We start from the raw sequence: 19,606 nt of genomic DNA on the forward strand, positions 1-19,606 counted from the left end.
TTCAACATTCTGATTAGCTATTGTTTATAGTTGAATGTGAAAATGGTTTATTTAATGTAATCTTTTAATTCTTTGTCAAAGTAGTGTAGCGCATTTTTAACGGGCAAGGGCAGTCCGCCTCCCAAAGCGCATAAAGAGCCTTGTTGCATAGTGTCCAGTAAGTCACCAAATAATTGCTCATCTATTTTGTAATTGCTTTCAGTTGCTTTTTGTAGTAGCTCAAAGCCACGTGTAGAGCCTAATCTGCAGGGGAAACATTTTCCGCAGCTTTCATGTGCCACGAATTGGAACAAGTGCTGTATGTATTCGATCATCGGGAAGCTTTCAGGAATACTTACAATAGAAGCATGCCCCAATAAAAAGCCATTTTCAGCAAAGGATTCAAATGAGATATGTAAGGAGTTGATCATTGATACCGGAACCAAGCCCCCCAATGGACCTCCAATATGCAAAGCTTTTATATCGCTTTTGAAGCCACCGCCCAATTGTTCAATTACGGTTTTAAGAGGAGTGCCCATCTCAACTTCATAAATCCCGGGTTTATTAAAGAAACTATCCAACGAAACCAATTTGGTGCCTTTAGATTGTGAAGAGCCAATCTGGTTAAACACATCGCCACCTTGTTCAACAATAAAGGGAACATTGGCAAAGGTTTCAACATTGTTCACCAGCGTAGGCATATTAAATAGACCTTGTTGTGCCGGGAAAGGTGGACGAATACGTACTTCGGGGCGTTGTCCTTCTATGGATGAAAGCAATGCAGTTTCTTCACCGCATACGTAGGCACCCTGAGCTTTGATCAACTTAAGTCGGAACGAGAAACCTGAGTTGAGAATATTATCTCCCAGTATATCCAAATCTTCCAGTTCACTGATGCTTTGTTTGATGATCATTTGTGATTCGGGATACTCGGCTCTGATATAGACTACACCAGTATTCGCACCAGTTACGTAACCCGTTATCAGCATGCCTAATAAAACTCTCAACGGTTGTTGTTCCAGTAAATAACGATCAGAGTAAGCCCCAGGATCACCCTCATCGGCATTGCAAACAATGAATTTACGTTTGCCTTCAGCTTTTTTAGTAGCTTCCAGCTTAGATCCCATCGGGAAACCGGCACCGCCGCGGCCTCCTAACTGTGCTTTCTTGATCTCATCCAGAACTTGATCAGGACTTAGCGTAAATAAGTCTTGTAAATGTTTAGTAAAAGTTTCAACAGTCAATGCGGTTTGCATTAAGATGACTGTTCCTAACGCTTGAGTTGCATATGCTTCTTTTGTAGCAACTTTTGATTTAATTACTGAAGCAATGTCATCAATATCCTTACCCGAATAATTATGCCCTTTGTAGTAGAATGCACTATTCTCGTGGCATCTGCCCAGGCAACTCATTTCACCGATCTCATCTTCTTTCAAATGCTTTTTTAATTCATTTTTTGTCCGTGACTGTGTACCGGCGCATAAGCAAGCGTTTCCGTTGCATACATATGCTTTTTTGTTTTTGTTTTCAGGTCGGAGAAGATCATAAAATGAAAGCGTGCCATAGACATTGGCTTCACCCATTAGATTGTCTTTAGCAATTTGTTGTATCTCCTGCGCATCAGGCGTAACGCTCGCTTCAGCCAACTGACCTAATTTCTCAAACAGGTTTTCATGTAAACCTTTACGACCGGATAAATAACTTAAATTTTCTGACATCGGATTTTGGGTCCTGTAATATTAGATTGAATTTTTAGTTCAAATCGTCTTTTATTCATTTAATAAAAATTCATAATAACTGTTCTCAAAGAAGTAAATCACATTCATCATATAAATAAATTTCAAAGTATTATTTAATAGTTAATTAATTCAAGGGGGCGCTTCATCGTTCTCGGTGACTAATTATATATCCCCACATGCTACAGAACTAAAATTACAAATAGGATTTATTATATGCCATACTAAAATTTTTCGATTTAAGAGGGCTTGCCCATAAAGTCCCCTACTTTGTGGGCAACTACCTTACTTTATAGTCAAATAGCCCACTTTATGGTTAAATCGCATGCCAGTAATCCATTTCCGACTATTTGTGTAGCCAAAATTATATTGTTAATTTTAAAATGTGGGATGTTATAATCTCATTAATACTGCTGCAACTCAAAAAGGGAATTAAATGTTTAAAATAAATGAATATTTTGGCTTTGTAGAAATCCTTATCCACACAAAAAACACAGTCTTGACATACCTGTCAAGATTGTGTAATATCACTTTGAATTTGACTTCCTTTACCTGATTTCTATACTTCCTTGCTCTCAAATTTTCCCCATATTTTCTTTTCAAAACAGAAAACATCGTTTCACTCAAATTCCGCAGAGAATATATTTCCTCATCAAATTCATGCAGCATTTTCTTTCGAGATCTCCCCTTAATCCTTTTTCTTTCACGTTGTCGAAGTTGAACAATGGCTATCGATCAGAGTTTTTCTCGTGTTAATTCGTGAATATATTCAGAATCATAGGATTTGTCCATCACATAATATCTTGATCTTCTGTTGCGATGACATTGCTAAAGCAATGTCTTTGCATGTTTTGCATCATGAACAGGTTTACCTGATATTTTGTACCCAGTTATGACAAATTTCCGCACATCAACTGAAATACTGGTCTTGACATAATTTCGTCTCCATTTTTTGATTCTCCAGGAATAATAATTGCTACAATAACCACTTGTAAACCCCGTTGAATCAATCCCAGTGACTTCAATTGATTCGCCATTCTTGTAAAATAGATCTAATGTTCTCTTAAAGATACGATCAAGAAATGCAGAATAGATTCGAGTAATCAACTACTTACACCCACATCAAGCTGCTTTAGAGGCATAACATATGGAGTTTCAGCATGATTATAGACATGTGCTTCAACTCCATAGACCTTTGCTATGTTTTCAGTTGTAAGTACCTGAGAAGGTTTCCCGGCAGAAACTACCTTACCATCTTTCATCATCAAGATCTGATCTGAGTACCTTGAAGCCAGATTGAGGTCGTGTACAGCCATTAAAGCTGTGACTTTTTTTTCACTAACAAGCCTTTGCACACTCTCCATAACATCCAGCTGGTGCCATATATCCAGATTACTGGTGGGTTCATCAAGTAAAATGACACCTGTGTCCTGTGCCAGTGCCCTTGCAATGAGGATCTTTTGTTGCTGCCCTCCGCTCAGTTCATCGAAACTACATAATGCAAGGTCCTCAATACCCATCTCCTCAAGCACCTGCCAGACCTTTTCTTTATCGATTTCATTGTTGAACCAGCCAATATGAGGCCTTCTTCCCATCAGAACGGTCTCAAAAACCGTCGTGGGAAAGATCCTGTTGGAACTCTGAGGAACATAAGCAAGATTCCTTGCAACCTCCATGCGCTTCATGTGCTTTAAATTACATTCGTCAATATGTATATCACCTGAATTAGGCATTAAGATCTTGTTGATACACTTAAGCATGGTCGATTTTCCAGCGCCGTTAGGACCCACAATGCTCACAAAACTTGACCGATAGATATCAACAGATACATCTTCCAGTATTGGTGTACTGCCATAGCCAAAGCACATATCCCTTATCTTTATTTTCACCATATTACCAGAACTCCTTCTTTTTCTTTTTAAGTATAAGATACATGAAAAAAGGTACTCCAAGCAGAGAGGTCATAATTCCCGTCGGTATCATTGTAGGTCTCAGTATGTTCAGGCCAGTAGCATCTGCTGATATCAATATGAGAGCTCCGAGTAATCCAGAGGCCGGGAACAGGTATTTGTGATCCGAACCTACGACCATACGTGCCATATGGGGTGCAACAAGTCCTATAAAGGCGATCGTTCCTGTAAAACAAACAACTGTCGCTATCAGAAGGCTTGCAAGAAGCATACTGAACATTCTTACCCTATTTGCATCGATACCGAGGCTTTTGGCATTTTCATCACCTATTGCCATTATGTTGAGATCATTCACCTTCAGGTAAAGCAAAGGAGTACAGAAGACAAATACACCAAGCAGAAGTGCGAAATTGCTCCATGAAAAAGCAGAAAGGTCACCCATACCCCAGCTAACCATTATTCTCAACTGTTCATCCGTGGCAAAATATCGAAACAGGTCACTGAGAGATCCGAACAAATAATTTATCGCAATGCCTGCAAGAATCAGGGTTTCGGAAGTTGCACCTTTAAAACTTGCAAGAGCAATTATGAACAGTGCACATAACATTGAAAAAAGGAAGGCATTTCCCACCAGAAGGTATGGACCTCCCATAACACCTACACCCATTACAGCTGCTACAGCCACACCAAAATTCGCTCCGGAAGAAATACCCAGAGTGAAAGGACTTGCCAGCGGATTTTTAAGAACTGCCTGCATTACACACCCACATATCCCCAACCCGAAGCCTGCCATTATACCAGCAACAATGCGTGGAAGACGAATATTCCATACGATCTGTGAAGGTAGTCCTTCACTGGCAAAATAGCTAGGGAATAAACTGGAAAGTAATATTTTATAGACCTCCGACACTGAGATCTCAAGTGGGCCAATTGTAACTATAAAAGCTGAAAGGAAGGTTACCAGACCTAACATGCAAACGAGGAAAAAGAGTTTTTTCCCCACATAACGTTGGTAACCTTCCCTTGCCCGAGAATTCTTCTCATACCCGGAAATTTTAATATTTTCCGATTTGGCATTATGTTGTTTTTTAAAAGGATTTTGCATATTTTCACCATCAAAGATAAAAGAGGATATGATCCCGGAAACTTCAAATATCACCGATTCATATCCTCCACAATCCTATATTCCAGTAAACAAACTGGATCAATTGACCTCTTTCAGGAAAGGCTGGTATTCTGCCATTTCGGTATAAACACCATCAATTCCCAGGATTTGCCTATATACCTCATTTCCTTCTGCTTCCAGGTCAAGGTCCCTGAACTCTTCCGGATGCAGGCATTTTGCCATGTACATCATATTCAAAAGGCTCCTGTCCAGAGGCCTGCCTCTGCAGTATGGATAGATACAGGAATACACATTATTGTTACTTACAGCAGGGATCTCTGAAAGTTCGGCGGTCTCCATTACAAAATCAACACCGTTTGGTTCACCCAATGCTGAAGTGGAGGACCATGAGACAAATATGTAATCAGGCTCCCATGCAACAATCTGTTCCGGTGGGACATTGACGTTCTCGCCAGTACAATCTCTTGCAACGTTTGTACCACCTGCTATGTCCAATGGCTCATAGACCGCTTCTGTGCGGGTGAAATCCCTCCCTTCAACAGAATCATAGAAACCTTTCTTGGCACCCCTTGGTGCAAAATAGACCGTTGGTTTCTCACTATCTTCGAGCTGTGAGGTCACAGATTCGATCATATCAACCTTTGAACGCACATAAGCCTCCAGTCCAACGGCCTTCTCCTGCCTATCCAGAACATTGCCCATCAAACTGATGTGCTCATAACTTTCAGCAAAAGTAAAACCTGCACCTGCATCAACACAAGGACAACCGACCTTCTCTTCGATCAGGTCTCCCCTGTTGTACCAGGTTGCATCGAAAACGACATCTGGCTTAAGTATCGCCATGGTTTCATAATCGATCTCTTTACGGGTATTTGTTTCCGGAAGATCATCGAGCTGGCCTCCACCATATATCTGGAGGGATTCCCACGCATTCTTAGCTATTTTCTCATCGTTTCCATCTCTTGGCAGGATGCATCCGGAACATGTACACTCATCAGTAGAAACCATTTTGTCAAGATTACCAAGAGCGATTACCATCCTGGAATTGTCAGGATTGGTTGTGATAATTCTCTCTACGGGCCTGTAGAAAGTCACTTCCCTGTCATGACTATCAGTTACTGACTTTGGACTGCCATTCCAGAAGGTAAGTATGTATGAAGCATCACCTACATCATCAAGTGAATATGAGCTGTCATCGAGCATGTAATCACATACAGCACCTGAAACCTCATCTTCAATAAGTATACCATCGCCGTTGTCACATGGAAGATTTGATGGCAATGCCGCTGCGTTCATGACAGAAACAATCAAGCATGTAACCATTAATATTCCAGCTAAAAGCTTTGATCTGGACATCATTCCTTATCACCTCTGGAATTAGATCTCCTGAAAACAAGCAAGCAACCAATGATCGCCATTGAGGCTAAACATAAGCCAAACCCCGGTGCCTTTGAAGTCGAAGCATACTCAGGCCCTTCTGAAACAGATGTGTCAACGGCAGAAGCAGAGATAGTAACAGGATCTGCGTTCGGATCTGTTACCGGGATCCACCTCTCCTTGCCTTCATTGAGGTCCTGGGTCTGGAAAAGCATATCAACCCAATATCCTTCAAATGCATTTTCTTCATTTCCGGAAGGGATTACTTTGTATGTGACCTCATTTTCACCGCTCACAGAAAAAGCGATCTTGCCAGCATCTCTGTCAACCTTGAAATACTTTGCATCCGAAACCTCTGAGTCATCTTCAGGAAAAGAAAAACCTTCAGGTATGTTCTCCACAATACCAACCATAAAAGGAGTTTCTCCTGTAATTTCCAGTGTAATTTCAACGCTTTCCCGGGGATTGAAACCGGAAGGAACATTGCGTGTGACCTCCAAAATATCTCCATCCGCAGCAAGAGCTACTGGTGAAAACACAGACCCTGCAATTATAAGCAGAGCTAAGTAGATAATAGATCCATTTACTTTCATTGGAATCCTCCAAAATTTATAAAGAAATTTGAGACTTCATTTTCAAACTCTTATTTCGACTTAAGTCCTACTAAAAAATCAGCTATCAGATCAACTTCCGGAACTGAGGCCTGGAATTCATCTCCAAGAAGACCGGCCTTAAAGACGGACTCATGAATAGGAACAGTAGAGATCACCCGATCATCAGGGATGCCACAACATAATATCTCCTTGCCTGCACCCTCAGCCCTGTTCAGGATATAGTAAAGCTGTTTTCCGGCATTGTCTGCAAGCTCACTGATCTTTTCAGAAAGACGTATGGATTCATAGGAAGGATCTACCACCATGAAAAGAATGTCACAGCCTTCTTCCACACCCCGGCCAAAGTGTTCTATCCCTGCCTCTGTGTCAACGAGAACAAAATCATCCTTACCGATGTCTATGTTCTGTATCAACTGTTTTGCAAGAGCACCCATGGGGCATGCACAGCCCTCCCCGAATTCATGGATTTTCCCAACTGCCATCAAAGAAAGATTTCCTTTTCTGCTGACATATGCTTCCGGGATGGTCGGAATCTCCCATTTATGATCGAAAAGGGTGAGTTTCTCACCCTTTGGAAAAGCTTCCATCATCTTTTCGACAAGGTTCTTCTTTCCTCCCAGGAAGTTCAGGAGGTCATCCGGCAATTCCAGACCCATTTGCCTGTGCAGGCCGAAATTGGATTCATCGTTATCTATGACGAGGACATTACAGCCCCTATCAGAAAGGGACCTGGCGATCAAAGCCGTAAGTGTACTTTTGCCACTACCACCTTTTCCACAGAGCAATGCTTTCAATCCATCACTTCCTGTTCCCACCAGATCTTTACCCTGGTAGAATGACCACAATCTACAAACTGTCCGTCCTGCGGCTCCAGTGTTTCTTCAAGATAGTTCCTGAGAACCATTTCCTGTTGTTCTGTATCAATCGTATAGCGGGACCTGAAATAATCGAGCGCCTCATCAATTGAACAAAATGAATTAGTGTATTCAATTGGAAATACGTGCATATCCGGATAGATACCCATACTATAGAGCAGATTGTAAAGGACATCGCACTTCGGACCGGGAGTGTATTCCTTTCCATACATGGCAGGCCACAGATTTGTTGAATGTTCTTCCCATGGCGTTTCTCCTGCAAACCAGTAAAGGCATATATGTCCTGAAGAAGCCATTTGCATCTTTTCTATAGCACTTCTAATATCAGGCATCCCAAGTGAGAAAGAAGCGATCACAACATCATAGGGACCTTCGAGATCTTCTTTGACATTAAGATCTTCCCACCTTTTGTTGACACAGCCGATATTACTTATTCCAAAGTTGCTTATGTTCTCCTGTAGAAGTTCCATCATGCCTTTCCCGGGCTCGACAGCAGTCACATGAGCAACTCTCTCTGAAAGAGGAATGGCAAGACTGCCGGGGCCGGCACCAATGTCCAGCACACGAGAGTCTTCTTTAAGGGGAAGTTCGTTCAATGTCTTTTCAATCCTCCTCTTATTTTCCTGGGACCTTTTCCAGAAGCGTTCTGCGTTCTCCCTGCTGTCCCAGAGAGTTGCACAGTTTCCACGGTCCTGATGGTCAGCTCTCCGATTGGCCTGCATCATTTCTGTCCAGGCCATATTCCAATCAACATGAATATTTTTCATAATACTACACCACATGTTTTTGAATTGATAACGAGATTTAGTGCACCCTTCGCTTCAAAATAAAAAGAGCTGATACAAGACCTGCCATTGCAGTGATCGACAAAAAGCCAGGCAGACTTTCACTGGTCTGTACCTGCTCTTCAGGTCCGTACACTACATTGTTTGCATCTGCAGAAGATGAATCGTTCAGCTCATCATTCATACCAGCAGGGTTGGCCTCTGAAGTGGTTTCATCAACCGTTTCAGACTCACTTTCAGTTGAAGAAGGAACTTCAACAACCTTTTCAGTTTCGATCGTAGTTTCAAATACTACATTCATTGCAGGATAGAGCAGGAATCCACCATCTGTACCCATACCTGCTTTTGAGGTCTTGAGATACCAGTCATCAGTAAAGTATACACTATCATCCATTTCCAGGTGGATCACAGCATCGTTGGACATATTGATACAGTTCTCTGAAACTTCCCTGCACTTAAGAAGGCCGAATTTGTCACCCTCTTCAATGGAAATTATGTTATCCTTATCCATTAGCCAGGTATATTTGATTATAGCAAAGGATTCAGAAGTGCCTTTAAAAGTATTCTCAAGATATGTAGCGAAGTAAACCACATCTTCCATTCCTGCGATATTCTCCTTCACAATAAAAGCCCGGTCATCATCGGTTCCATCCATATCAAGTATGTCTGAATCAAGTTCGTTCCCGTCCTTATAGAGAATTACAAAAGCTTTACCTGCATCTGCATCCAGCTGATCTACTTTCAGGCTGTAACCTTTGCCCAGCTCCCAGGATTCGCCTTCCTTGAGTTGCTTCTCTGCGCCTCCACCCTGTTCTGTGACCAGCGTTGTCATCTTACTTGCATCATCATTAACAGCGATGTATCTTTTACCGAACAGAGGTATAACAGAATATGTAGAGAGAGCAGTAGCATCTGTTTTTGCACTCAGTTTGAATTTCTTACTGTATGTCTGAGTGCTATAGATAAGCTCTTTTTTATCAATGACATTGTTAGCAGGTGCTGCACCAATAGCAGAGTTCTCAGAATCAACGTTCCCATAGTAAACTGATTCCGTATTGGAACCGGCATCATTCAATGCAAAATGTAGAGCACCCCAGTTAGATCCGTCCCAGGTTATAGAAGATACATTCCCACTGTCAAGGATCTCTCCACGTACTGTTACCGAGTCTGCAGAGCAGACACCCACAGTAAGAACAATTGATATGAACAGCAACATTGCAATATTTGCTTTTTTAGCCAGTTTGATCTTAATAGCCATTCCTCCTTTTTTAATAAACACACAAATGCTAAGAGCATGAGTAACATCTTTTTAACTATTCATCGCGTTTGGTGTTACTTATTTGCTAAAATGTCATACTAAATGAGTATTATATATAACTTTGTATTAACGCTGTGACGCTGGAAATTTGTAGAAGGGGTATCAGGCAGCAAATGAAAATAAATTAAAACAGAAAAAGAATATGAAATTATTTACAGATCAGTATGAATTTGCTCCGCATCCCCAATAGATAAAATCGATTTGTAAAGAGAAACTAATACTCTATCTAATAGAGATTATCAAATTCGCTTTTCGATTTAAAAGCGAAACTCTTTTTTCAAGATACCCATATCCCCGACTTACTGTTCAAGGGTAAGATTTGAACCCAGAGTGTACTATGATAAAAATAATAACAAAAACAGCTTAAAAATGTGTATGTAAAGCCGTCGGGGGAGCAATTCCTCAGGTCCAAGCCATACATTAATCTGTCTTATTAGGAACATTTGATTTGATATTTCATAGTTAGTACAGATGATAATATAAAGATTTTTGGCCAACAAAATTAGTGCAATAGATTAATGAAAATTTGGCTTTGTAGAAAGCCTCGAGCGGACTATTGACCTCGTGTTGAGAGTACCTTGCCACTGACTTGTAAGGAACATTTTAAATTACAATTTAACTTTTGTATAACTATCATTAAAAGGTTTTGTTAAGGGTTATTAGACAGAAGAATATAAATGGTTGTGTATTGGTGCCGCATTCCCATCTGGCTCTTGATGACATTCCTTGTAAACATGATTATGATTTTGACTAAACTTATGAATAATCTATTTAAGATAATAATATACAGTCTTGAAAGGTGTGTTAAAATTTTTTGGGTAGAGGAATTCTGCAGAGCGAAATTAATTATCATTCGGTATTGTGAACATAAATGTAGTACCTATACCAACCTCACTTTCAATCCAGATTTCCCCCCCATGTAATTCTACAATTTTTTTAACAATAAATAAACCCAATCCTGCACCACCATATGATCTAGAAGTTGATGCATCTAACTGCTTAAATGGTTCAAAAATTATTAGCTGATTTTCTTTTGAAATACCGATACCATTGTCTTGAACAATAAATTTAATCATTGAATCACAATTTTCTGCTGAAATTTTAACAGTGCCATCGTCCAATCCAAACTTCATGGCATTATTAATTAGATTATACATAATTTGTTTGAATTTGCCATAGTCCGCATTTAATTTCAAATTTATAGGTGAAACTTCAAAAAATAAAGAAATATTTCTAGCTTCTAATATTGGATCAAGTATATCGTTTAACTCCTCAAAGACTTCAACAACCGAGAAATGTGTATAGTTGATGTCCATCTTTCCAGATTCAATTTTTGCTATATCCAGAATGCTGTTTATTAATTGTAAAAGATGTTTCCCACTTTTTGAGATATTTGTAAGGTACTTTTCTTGTTTATCATTGAGATCACCTGTGTAACCAGCAAGTAACAAATCTGAAAAACCAATAACCGAATTAAGAGGAGTTCTCAACTCATGGCTCATGGTTGCCATAAATTCACTTTTTGTTCGATTCGCCTCTTCTGCATACATTTTAGTTTGAACGAGTTTTTCCTCATATTTCTTACGTTCGGTTATATCTCGCCCAATACCCAGAACACCAACAAGTTGTCCATCAGAATCATACATTGGTTTTTTGATGGTTTCAAGTATTTCACAGTGGCCATCATCAGCAAATGTTACTTTTTCTTCGTTCACCGTGGGTTTATTGGATTTAATAGCTCGCTTGTCCATTTGAGTGAAGTAATCTGCCAGTACTTTTCCCACAAAATCATAGTCACTTTTACCTATTATTTCATCTTCTTTTGCGCCAAAAAAACGCTCAAATTTGGAATTGCAGCTTAGGTAAAGACCTTCAGGATCTTTCAACCAAATCAAGTCAGGGATTGTATCAAGCAGAGTTCGTAGGTGGGCTTCACTTTTTTGTAACTTTTGTTTTGATTCTTGTCGTAATATTTGGTTGCTTAAAATTGTTCCTAATAAGACTGTTCCGATCGGATAAATCAAAAGAACTGGTAAACTGATTTCCCTTAAAACTTCTAAAGCAATGGACCATGGGAGAGTAAGCATCCATAGTAACATAAAAATATGAATGACGATTCCAAAAATGTATAGCTCTCCAATCCCAGGAGCATGTCTTGGTTTAAATTGATAATGCCTCCACAACAAACCAATCGTAGAAGAAGTAATTATAACAGCAATCCCAGTCCATGTCCCAACTCCCCCTTGATATATACGAAATAGACTGGTAATTATAATTGCAATAATTGTGGGTACTAAACCAAAAAATAATCCCGCGATGCCAAGCAGAATTGATCGGGTATCAAAAAAAATTCCAGGGACCGCTTGCCAGGGACTTAACATGAGAGCAATACCGACCAGACCAATTATAATTCCAATTGCGCATTTCTTAAACCTTATATTTGGGTGGGGTGAAAATATAATTATTTCAGAAAGCAAGCCTAAGGCAAGAAGTAAAGCAGCATTGTTAGCAAAACCAATTAGCAATTCGAAATTCATTAGCAAACCCTTGTAACATATCGCTTTAATCAAATAAATAGATAACATCGACGGATTGTTGAAAATTTTTGAAATGAGGGTATTGTGAATTTAAAATTCAATTAGTCTCTAACTCTTAATTGCCATCCAAATAACAATAATAATCCCTATACATAAAAATGCTCAATATCTCCTTCACATGAGCATTAAAACTAAAATGGATTTCACTCTTATCATTTTGTTTCATGTAATCTATCCTAATAGAGAGCATCCACTTAGTATAAAATGGTGGAAGGGGTTTCGTCCAGCAAAGTAAATCTACAAGTTGTCTAATCCCATCTTTGAATTTTCAATAATGTTCATTTCATATCTTGATGTCATTGAGTGGTTTATTAGTCTTACTTGTAATTTGCTCGACAAAATTAATACACTGAATTTCCTAAAAGAAAAAGAGTAAATAACTGCTATACAGTTTGGATTAAAAAAGTAGTTCCTTAAGCAAAGGTAAAGGTTATGAAAGCAAAGAGAATCCCAGACAAAAATGAAGTAAGCAGGAAATTGAAGAAAGAGCATGTCAAAGACAAGATATTCAATACATTATTAGATCATATAATAATTATATTTTTATTTTTTGTACTGCCGATATCAGTAATACTTTTAGCTGACTACCAAGGCTGGATAAAGATTCCTGTAATTATTTTAGATTTTCTCAAACTAGTTGATACCATCCTTATTTCCTATACAATTGCTACAATATTCATCAAATTAACTGTGAATGTAATCCCAAAGATGTTTGAAAGTATTGGGAAGAGAGAAGAAAAAATTCTTTTGAGAAAGATCTACATCGGGTTTATTTATGCTTTCACAAGTGTAGTTGTATTCTGGCAGGTTGGAATCGATACACAAAACATCGTGATATTTTTGGGTCTTGTTGCAACAGGATTTGCCTTTGCCATTAAAGAAATTATTCTCTCTTATTTTATCTGGTTCATACTGCTTACCAAAAAACCGTTTAAAATAGGAGACTACATTGCTGTCGGAGAGGAAGAAGGGGAAGTAAAACACATAGGATTATTTTATGTTGTAATTTATCCTACCAAATGTAGAGAGTTCTACAAGATACCAAACAAGATCTTTCTGGAAAGTCCTATTAAAAATTATGGAAAAGGATTTTTTGAATCATCCTTTGACTATTATATCAAGGATATTCCTGAAAATTTAAACTATCACATGGAAAAAATGGTGGAAAGAGCAAAAGTCAAAGAGAATCTTGATGTTCGCCTGAAATTAGACTCAGATAGCAATGGGTTGAAACTTACAGCATATTACAAATCCACATTCAGCGAAAGGGAAAATGTAAAACACAAATTGCTAAGTATAATAGTTGAAGGAGTTAATACCCTTTAACTAGAAACTGGAGTGGTGACACAATAATCTTTGTTTCGAAATTTTCGAATGAAATATAAGCATACTTGTAAAAGGCCATATATATTGTAGAAACGCCATTTGCGACTATTTAAAGTTAGTATGACCAATAAAATTATGTAAAATGAGAAATCCTTCTCAATCTTATTACTTCTCATAGACAATCAAAAACAAAATTAATGATACTGAAGACCATTATGTACAAAGATGAACAAACATTAATACTTGGATGGAGGGAATGGGTCTCTTTGCCCGAACTCGGAATTCACGCTATCAAAGCAAAAGTTGATACAGGAGCAAAGACATCTGCACTACATGCCTTCAATGTTGAGCATTATGAAGAGAATGGTGTTGAAATGGTCCGTTTTTCAGTCCATCCTATCCAGAAAAACCAGAATTTTCAGGTCAAGTGCACAGCACGCTTAAAGGACCGTCGCCAAGTGACGGATTCAGGTGGTCACAAAGAGATGCGTTATGTTATTGAAACGGATGTTGTTATTGCATCCAACCGCTATCCCATCGAATTAACGCTTACAGATCGCGACACCATGCGCTTTAGGATGTTGCTGGGACGCCGTGCAATGGAAAATCGAGCTGTAGTTGATCCAGGGGCGTCTTACCTGAACGGAAAACTTGATGCATATACAATATACAATATACAATCTGAAAATGGGGTTGCTAAATGAAAATTGGCTTATTATCAAGAAATCGTAATCTATACTCATCTCGTCGCTTAATTGAAGCAGCCGAAGAGAGAGGGCATGAAGTTCAGGTAATAGATGTGTTGAGAGCTTACATGAACATAACATCCAACAAACCTACCATACACTACAAAGGAGAAAAACTTGAAGGGTTTGATGCAGTTATCCCACGTATTGGTGCATCTGTTACATTCTATGGTACTGCAGTACTTCGACAATTCGAAATGATGGGTGTATATCCGTTGAATGAATCGGTTGCTATCACCCGTTCCAGAGACAAGCTTCGTTCCTTGCAGCTGCTTTCCCGTAAAGGTATAGGACTTCCTATAACAGGATATGCCAGCAAGCCTGATGATATCAAAGACATGATCAAGATGGTAGGTGGCGCACCTCTTGTTGTCAAATTACTTGAAGGTACACAGGGTATTGGTGTGGTACTAGCAGAAACACAAAAAGCTGCAGAAAGTGTGATAGAAGGTTTCATGGGTGTAAAAGCTAACATTCTAGTCCAAGAATATATCAAAGAAGCAGAAGGAGCTGACATTCGTTGTTTTGTCATAGGGAGCAAAGTTGTTGCAGCTATGAAAAGGCAAGCTCCAAAGGGCGAATTCAGATCTAACATACACAGGGGAGGTTCGGCAGAGATCATCAGGATAACTCCAGAAGAACGTTCAACCGCTGTACGTGCCGCAAAAATCATGGGGCTCAATGTTGCTGGTGTTGACCTATTACGCTCCAATCATGGTCCTTTAGTAATGGAAGTTAATTCTAGCCCTGGCCTAAAAGGTATAGAAGAGGCAACAGGTAAGGATATTGCAGGCATGATCATTGATTATATCGAGAAGACAAGTGAAGTTGGAAATACACGAACCCGTGGAAAGGGCTGATCCATGCAGAAACCAATCACAATTGCAGGCATAACCATTCAGCCAGGAACAAGAAGATCTATTGAATTGCCGATTCCCAGCTTTTATACTCATACATCAGCATCAATGCCAGTCCATGTTATACATGGAAACAGACCTGGTCCCTGTCTAGTTATTTGTGCTGCAATCCATGGAGATGAGCTCAATGGCGTGGAGATCATCCGCCGCGTCCTTGCACATAAAACGCTCAACAACATAAAGGGGACACTTATTGCAATTCCAATTGTAAATGTGTTCGGTTTTGTCTCTCGCTCCCGCTATTTGCCAGACAGACGCGATCTGAACAGATCATTTCCGGGTTCAAAATCAGGTTCAATGGCTTCTCGGCTGGCGAATATACTTATGACAGAGATAATAGACCATTGCACTCATGTTATCGACCTCCATACAGGTACTGTTGGCCGAGAGAATCTGCCCCAGATACGTGCCTGTTTGAGAGTAGATAACGAAACTGAAGCGATAGCTCGTGCTTTTAGTGTACCAGTAATAATTAATTCTGAACTGCGCGATGGATCATTACGTGAAGCAGCTCGTGAGAATAATATCCCAGCCCTGTTATATGAGGCTGGTGAAGCCCTGCGATTTGATGAAGTTAGTATTCGGGCAGGCGTAAGGGGCATCCTTGGAGTAATGTATTATTTAGGCATGAGACCAAAAAGCAGGAAAAGAAAAGAGTACAAAACTCTGATCTCCAGATCAACACAATGGATTAGAGCTCCTGAAAGTGGAATACTACGTTCAGTTGTTCCTTTAGGAACTCTGGTAAAAAAAGGAGAAATATTAGCCTATATAAATGATCCATTAGGTGAGATCGAAATGAGAGTACTAAGTTCAGTATCTGGGATAGTCATTGGAAGAACGAACTTGCCACTTGTGCATGAGGGTGAAGCTATATTCAACATCGCTAAATTTTCGAAGGAAGAAGAGATATCCAATTACATTGAGAACGATCATTATGAACTTGATCCTGAAACTGATGAAATAAAAAGTAAGCAAGTTCCTCTGGTATAAATTTCTGAATTATGACATAAACAAAGATGGTTAAATAAAATTAGGATGTAACTTACAATATTATATATGTTCACATTCCCACAATTAAGACTTATTTTTTTATGACCTGAGCTGATTTCATGATATCAAGACTGGTTGCAGTACCAACATTAATATCCTCTTCTTGATCATAAGCCTCTAGAAGTTTCTGTACCAAATTATTCCTTATTTTCCTTCGCTGTCGAGGATCCACTACGTATCTAAGACGTATGTCGATCCAGTTTTCCTGCAATTTCATATACAATTTCGTTTCGACATCATATGTAGTGATGAAATATTTCTCACCCATATTTAATAGTTCTTTTTTTGCAGATTCCTCAAAACCGTATAAGGTTTCTTTTGCAACCTTTAATGCAATATCTTCTGCTTTCTTCCAGTTGCTTCCATACACCAGCATAATCTGTAATTCGTCCCAGATAAAGGAGAAGTCCTTCGTGTAGTTCTTGACCTTATCACTTAAAATGAAACTATTTGGTAGCTGGACTAACCTTCCAGTGTATTGATCACCGTCAACCCATTCCTGTATCTCCATTAGGGAAGTGCTGAAGTTCCTTATGTCAAGAACATCACCAATTATGTTATCCACTTCAATCCTATCACCAGCTCTGAAAGGACGGGATACGAGAATAATGATACCACCTGCTATACTTTTCAAGAGATCCTGTAGAGCTATGGCAATACCTGCGCTAAGTATACCATATGCCACGATAAGGCCAGTTGTCTCCTTGAACCAAACTGCAAAAAGAAATGCAAGAGCGAGGAATGTAATAATTATAGAGATAGCTTTGCGGAAAGTATACCTTTCCTTTGTATCATGTATCCTTACTCTGATAACATTCTCAATAACAGCTTTTATTGCATAAAATATCAGAATAATGATCACAGACTGTAATGACTTTATCAAGAAGAATTCGTAATCAATTAAAAAATCCGTAAAATAAATGACATATGCAATGAGTATTGCTATTAATGATAAAACAATCAGATTAAACCCTCTTAATAACCCCATGAATTAATTTATGATCTATAATGCTATTACATTTTCCCCATAAAATCATCGAAATGGTTGTTAAATGTCCACAAATATTGAAATATTAATACTCCCATAAAGTTGAAAGATGGGGTTATTGGTAACAAGTTCTCCATGGCATCGATTCAGAAAGATATTCCTATCCTATGTTCCTAACCATCTCAGAGTAAGAAAGGAGAGATTTAGGAAATAAATATTCTATAAATAATAATTCAGGTGAAGTATGTACGGATCATATACCATGCCCTTCAGATCGAAAACGGAAGGTATTGATATTGCCTTCGACATGGAAGGAGAGAATTGCTTGTACAAAAGATTATTTCATGATGAGAATCTTGAAAAAATTCTTGTAAAAGGCGATGGTAAGGTCATCATAAATCCCATTGAACCTTTGAACAGACCAAAAAAAATAACTTCGAATTTGCTTGTTGAATTCGATAGAACTATAACAATAGCTCCGATGTCAAGGATAATGGTCTACATAAAGTTCCCGATAGAGATGGGAATATTCATTTCCAATAAAGATGAGATCGAAGTGATCGATATTCTAACACTTGTAGACCAAAAGTTCACCCTATATGGTGATCCTAGCAGTGGTTTGATATGTAAATACTGGAAAAGCGAAATCCATTCCAAGATACCTTCTGCTGATCTAATGCATGAAGGAGTACTCGAGCTGACCATTTTAAATAACACAGACTTATGGGTTGAAGTGAAGCAATCTGTTTTCAACGCTTATGGTATGAAGATCTACTACGACACAGAACTAGTTTCCATGAAAGCTAATATGAAAATAATAAGTCCCAGTATTGCAGAAACGGATTTCATTGACAAACCGCTCAGACCCGGCATGAAAAAATCCATGGAACTGTATACCGCTAAAAAGCTCTATATGAACGGAAAGAAATGCATTATGGAGGCAGGTTTTTGATAATTCCATGGATATCAGAGATTGATTTTCAAAGTGGTGAACTAATCATTAATATCGTCACCGCATTTTTAGCTTTAATACTCTCTGTACTTATAGGCAAAATTATGGCACTTTACCTGAAACGATCACTCAAGGAGAAAGTTGCCAAAAACCACCTTGATATCATACAAAAAGCAGCATATTACAGTATAGTTGTAATAACTGTTGTGTTTGTAATTCTCCCTCTTCTGGGAGTTGCACCCTCAAGTTTGCTAGTTGCGGGAAGCATTTTGGGATTGGTAATAGGTTTTGCCAGTCAGAGCATAGTTGGGAATCTTATTTCGGGTCTGTTCCTTATATTTGAAAGACCCATAAAACTTGGCAATCAGGTCAATATCGATGGAAATGTTGGAATCGTAGAAGATATCAGCCTTATATCTACCATAATCAGAACTTTTGACGGCCTTTATGTGAGGATCCCTAATGAAAAGGTATTCACAACAACAATAACGAACTATGTTGCTAATGTCGCAAGGAGATTCGAATATGTTGTTGGAATTAGATACAGTGACGATGCCGATCAAGCCATAGCGATTATTAAAGATCTAATTGAAGAAAATCCTCTAGCCCTGAAAAATCCTGCACCTGCTGTTTTTGTAGACAATCTAGGAGATAATTCGGTTAATATCAGTGTAAAGATATGGGCTCCTGCAACAGACTGGTATTCCCTGAAAACCGAACTACTCTGGAAGATAAAAAAGACTTTAGAAGATAATGGAATTGAGATCGCATTCCCACAGCGTGTGGTATGGTTTCAAAACGAACAAAAGGATCAGTTAGTTTCTGATCCTGATTAACTTTTTCTTTTTTAGATATCTACTATTTGTTTTATTCGATATTTTATTCTTCCTGAGGAGGATATTTGATAGCAAGAACTCGTATTGCACCTAATACTACTAGCACTGCTGCTAAGCTTAAAAGGAATTCATACTCAATTTTCTGTGCATAAATTCCAGCTGCAACCTCTCGCATAACGATCAATATAGTGGCATCAGTTATGTATGTCAGTCTGACCTGCTCATGCTCACGATAATCAGTAAAAGTTTTGAATAAATCAATAAGAACAAAGACCGTGAGCACACTGAATACTACATTAGTGAAATTTATCTCGAGGAAGTCACCACCAAGAGTTGCCAATATAATTAAGACCAGACTTGCAAGGATCTTTACTACACCTACGATCAGAGCCAGTATTAGAATGTAAAGGATGACAGTGGTTACATGCCGTATTATATTATCAAATATATCATCGTGTTTTATCATTAAAT

At 38.8% G+C, this 19,606-nt stretch carries 17 protein-coding genes and 1 pseudogene; 6 read left to right on the forward strand and 12 right to left on the reverse strand.

Features of this window, described 5'->3' with window-relative positions:
* Positions 1 to 47 precede the first annotated feature (47 nt).
* The 10 genes and pseudogenes from LI82_RS07835 to LI82_RS12500 form a co-directional block, all read right to left on the reverse strand.
* Positions 48 to 1,697 carry an NADH-ubiquinone oxidoreductase-F iron-sulfur binding region domain-containing protein gene (locus LI82_RS07835; RefSeq protein ID WP_048194815.1) on the reverse strand — a complete coding sequence of 550 codons (1,650 nt, stop codon included), beginning with the start codon at positions 1,695 to 1,697 and terminating at the stop codon, positions 48 to 50.
* A gap of 450 nt (positions 1,698 to 2,147) precedes the next feature.
* Positions 2,148 to 2,819 (reverse strand): annotated as a pseudogene (locus tag LI82_RS12770) (IS5 family transposase); the annotation flags it as partial.
* Positions 2,819 to 3,607, reverse strand: coding sequence for an ABC transporter ATP-binding protein (locus LI82_RS07845; protein WP_048194817.1), 789 nt, complete (start codon positions 3,605 to 3,607; stop codon positions 2,819 to 2,821). The pseudogene LI82_RS12770 and the gene LI82_RS07845, both read right to left, overlap by 1 nt.
* A 1-nt stretch (position 3,608) precedes the next feature.
* Positions 3,609 to 4,784, reverse strand: a complete 1,176-nt coding sequence (locus LI82_RS07850; protein ID WP_236622713.1) for a FecCD family ABC transporter permease — start codon at positions 4,782 to 4,784, stop codon at positions 3,609 to 3,611.
* A gap of 45 nt (positions 4,785 to 4,829) precedes the next feature.
* Complete coding sequence (locus LI82_RS07855; protein ID WP_236622714.1) at positions 4,830 to 6,047, reverse strand: ABC transporter substrate-binding protein; 1,218 nt, start codon at positions 6,045 to 6,047, stop codon at positions 4,830 to 4,832.
* A gap of 59 nt (positions 6,048 to 6,106) precedes the next feature.
* Positions 6,107 to 6,721, reverse strand: a complete 615-nt coding sequence (locus LI82_RS07860; protein ID WP_048194821.1) for a hypothetical protein — start codon at positions 6,719 to 6,721, stop codon at positions 6,107 to 6,109.
* A 50-nt stretch (positions 6,722 to 6,771) separates the two neighbouring features.
* A complete protein-coding gene (locus LI82_RS07865) occupies positions 6,772 to 7,557 on the reverse strand; it encodes an ATP-binding protein (RefSeq protein ID WP_330217377.1) in 786 nt (261 codons plus the stop codon).
* Positions 7,533 to 8,384, reverse strand: coding sequence for a class I SAM-dependent methyltransferase (locus LI82_RS07870; protein WP_048194824.1), 852 nt, complete (start codon positions 8,382 to 8,384; stop codon positions 7,533 to 7,535). The genes LI82_RS07865 and LI82_RS07870 overlap by 25 nt, the downstream gene beginning before the upstream one ends.
* Positions 8,385 to 8,421: 37 nt before the next feature.
* Positions 8,422 to 9,660, reverse strand: a complete 1,239-nt coding sequence (locus tag LI82_RS07875; protein ID WP_236622715.1) for an S-layer protein domain-containing protein — start codon at positions 9,658 to 9,660, stop codon at positions 8,422 to 8,424.
* 902 nt (positions 9,661 to 10,562) lie between these two features.
* Entirely contained in the window at positions 10,563 to 12,257 is a 1,695-nt protein-coding gene (locus LI82_RS12500) for a sensor histidine kinase (protein WP_052402823.1), read from the reverse strand.
* A 492-nt stretch (positions 12,258 to 12,749) separates the two neighbouring features.
* On the opposite strand from LI82_RS12500, the gene LI82_RS07885 reads away from it, so the two are divergent.
* From LI82_RS07885 to LI82_RS07900, 4 genes are all read left to right on the forward strand, one after another.
* Positions 12,750 to 13,643: a mechanosensitive ion channel family protein gene (locus LI82_RS07885; protein ID WP_048194826.1), complete on the forward strand. Its 894-nt coding sequence runs from the start codon at positions 12,750 to 12,752 to the stop codon at positions 13,641 to 13,643.
* Between the two features lie 215 nt (positions 13,644 to 13,858).
* Complete coding sequence (locus tag LI82_RS07890; protein ID WP_048194828.1) at positions 13,859 to 14,347, forward strand: ATP-dependent zinc protease family protein; 489 nt, start codon at positions 13,859 to 13,861, stop codon at positions 14,345 to 14,347.
* Positions 14,344 to 15,249 (forward strand): 30S ribosomal protein S6--L-glutamate ligase, encoded by a 906-nt coding sequence (gene rimK, locus LI82_RS07895; RefSeq protein ID WP_048194830.1) that lies wholly within the window; start codon positions 14,344 to 14,346, stop codon positions 15,247 to 15,249. Before LI82_RS07890 ends, rimK begins: the two co-directional genes overlap by 4 nt.
* Positions 15,250 to 15,252: 3 nt before the next feature.
* Positions 15,253 to 16,299, forward strand: a complete 1,047-nt coding sequence (locus LI82_RS07900; RefSeq protein WP_048194832.1) for a succinylglutamate desuccinylase/aspartoacylase family protein — start codon at positions 15,253 to 15,255, stop codon at positions 16,297 to 16,299.
* A 91-nt stretch (positions 16,300 to 16,390) separates the two neighbouring features.
* Here LI82_RS07900 and LI82_RS07905 read toward each other — a convergent pair whose 3' ends face one another.
* Positions 16,391 to 17,347, reverse strand: a complete 957-nt coding sequence (locus LI82_RS07905; protein WP_048194834.1) for a mechanosensitive ion channel family protein — start codon at positions 17,345 to 17,347, stop codon at positions 16,391 to 16,393.
* Positions 17,348 to 17,591: 244 nt separating this feature from the next.
* On the opposite strand from LI82_RS07905, the gene LI82_RS07910 reads away from it, so the two are divergent.
* Together LI82_RS07910 and LI82_RS07915 are read left to right on the forward strand one after the other, a co-directional pair.
* On the forward strand, positions 17,592 to 18,299 hold the full coding sequence (locus tag LI82_RS07910; RefSeq protein ID WP_048194836.1) for a DUF432 domain-containing protein: 708 nt from the start codon (positions 17,592 to 17,594) through the stop codon (positions 18,297 to 18,299).
* Positions 18,296 to 19,135, forward strand: a complete 840-nt coding sequence (locus tag LI82_RS07915) for a mechanosensitive ion channel family protein (protein ID WP_048194838.1) — start codon at positions 18,296 to 18,298, stop codon at positions 19,133 to 19,135. Before LI82_RS07910 ends, LI82_RS07915 begins: the two co-directional genes overlap by 4 nt.
* A 43-nt stretch (positions 19,136 to 19,178) precedes the next feature.
* Here the strand turns inward: LI82_RS07915 and LI82_RS07920 are convergent, their stop codons facing one another.
* Positions 19,179 to 19,601 carry a phosphate-starvation-inducible PsiE family protein gene (locus LI82_RS07920; protein WP_048194840.1) on the reverse strand — a complete coding sequence of 141 codons (423 nt, stop codon included), beginning with the start codon at positions 19,599 to 19,601 and terminating at the stop codon, positions 19,179 to 19,181.
* Positions 19,602 to 19,606 lie beyond the last annotated feature (5 nt).

Origin of the sequence: Methanococcoides methylutens (assembly GCF_000765475.1) — an archaeon.
In the GTDB taxonomy this organism is placed as follows: domain Archaea; phylum Halobacteriota; class Methanosarcinia; order Methanosarcinales; family Methanosarcinaceae; genus Methanococcoides; species Methanococcoides methylutens.

Excerpts from the sequence above, each read along its gene's own strand:
- LI82_RS07835 (WP_048194815.1), bottom strand. The coding sequence starts at position 1,697 with ATGTCAGAAAATTTAAGTTATTTATCCGGTCGTAAAGGTTTACATGAA.
- LI82_RS07845 (WP_048194817.1), bottom strand. The coding sequence starts at position 3,607 with ATGGTGAAAATAAAGATAAGGGATATGTGCTTTGGCTATGGCAGTACA.
- LI82_RS07855 (WP_236622714.1), bottom strand. The coding sequence starts at position 6,047 with ATGAACGCAGCGGCATTGCCATCAAATCTTCCATGTGACAACGGCGAT.
- LI82_RS07860 (WP_048194821.1), bottom strand. The coding sequence starts at position 6,721 with ATGAAAGTAAATGGATCTATTATCTACTTAGCTCTGCTTATAATTGCA.
- LI82_RS07870 (WP_048194824.1), bottom strand. The coding sequence starts at position 8,384 with ATGAAAAATATTCATGTTGATTGGAATATGGCCTGGACAGAAATGATG.
- LI82_RS07875 (WP_236622715.1), bottom strand. The coding sequence starts at position 9,660 with ATGGCTATTAAGATCAAACTGGCTAAAAAAGCAAATATTGCAATGTTG.
- LI82_RS12500 (WP_052402823.1), bottom strand. The coding sequence starts at position 12,257 with ATGAATTTCGAATTGCTAATTGGTTTTGCTAACAATGCTGCTTTACTT.
- LI82_RS07885 (WP_048194826.1), top strand. The coding sequence starts at position 12,750 with ATGAAAGCAAAGAGAATCCCAGACAAAAATGAAGTAAGCAGGAAATTG.
- LI82_RS07890 (WP_048194828.1), top strand. The coding sequence starts at position 13,859 with ATGTACAAAGATGAACAAACATTAATACTTGGATGGAGGGAATGGGTC.
- rimK (WP_048194830.1), top strand. The coding sequence starts at position 14,344 with ATGAAAATTGGCTTATTATCAAGAAATCGTAATCTATACTCATCTCGT.
- LI82_RS07900 (WP_048194832.1), top strand. The coding sequence starts at position 15,253 with ATGCAGAAACCAATCACAATTGCAGGCATAACCATTCAGCCAGGAACA.
- LI82_RS07905 (WP_048194834.1), bottom strand. The coding sequence starts at position 17,347 with ATGGGGTTATTAAGAGGGTTTAATCTGATTGTTTTATCATTAATAGCA.
- LI82_RS07910 (WP_048194836.1), top strand. The coding sequence starts at position 17,592 with ATGTACGGATCATATACCATGCCCTTCAGATCGAAAACGGAAGGTATT.
- LI82_RS07920 (WP_048194840.1), bottom strand. The coding sequence starts at position 19,601 with ATGATAAAACACGATGATATATTTGATAATATAATACGGCATGTAACC.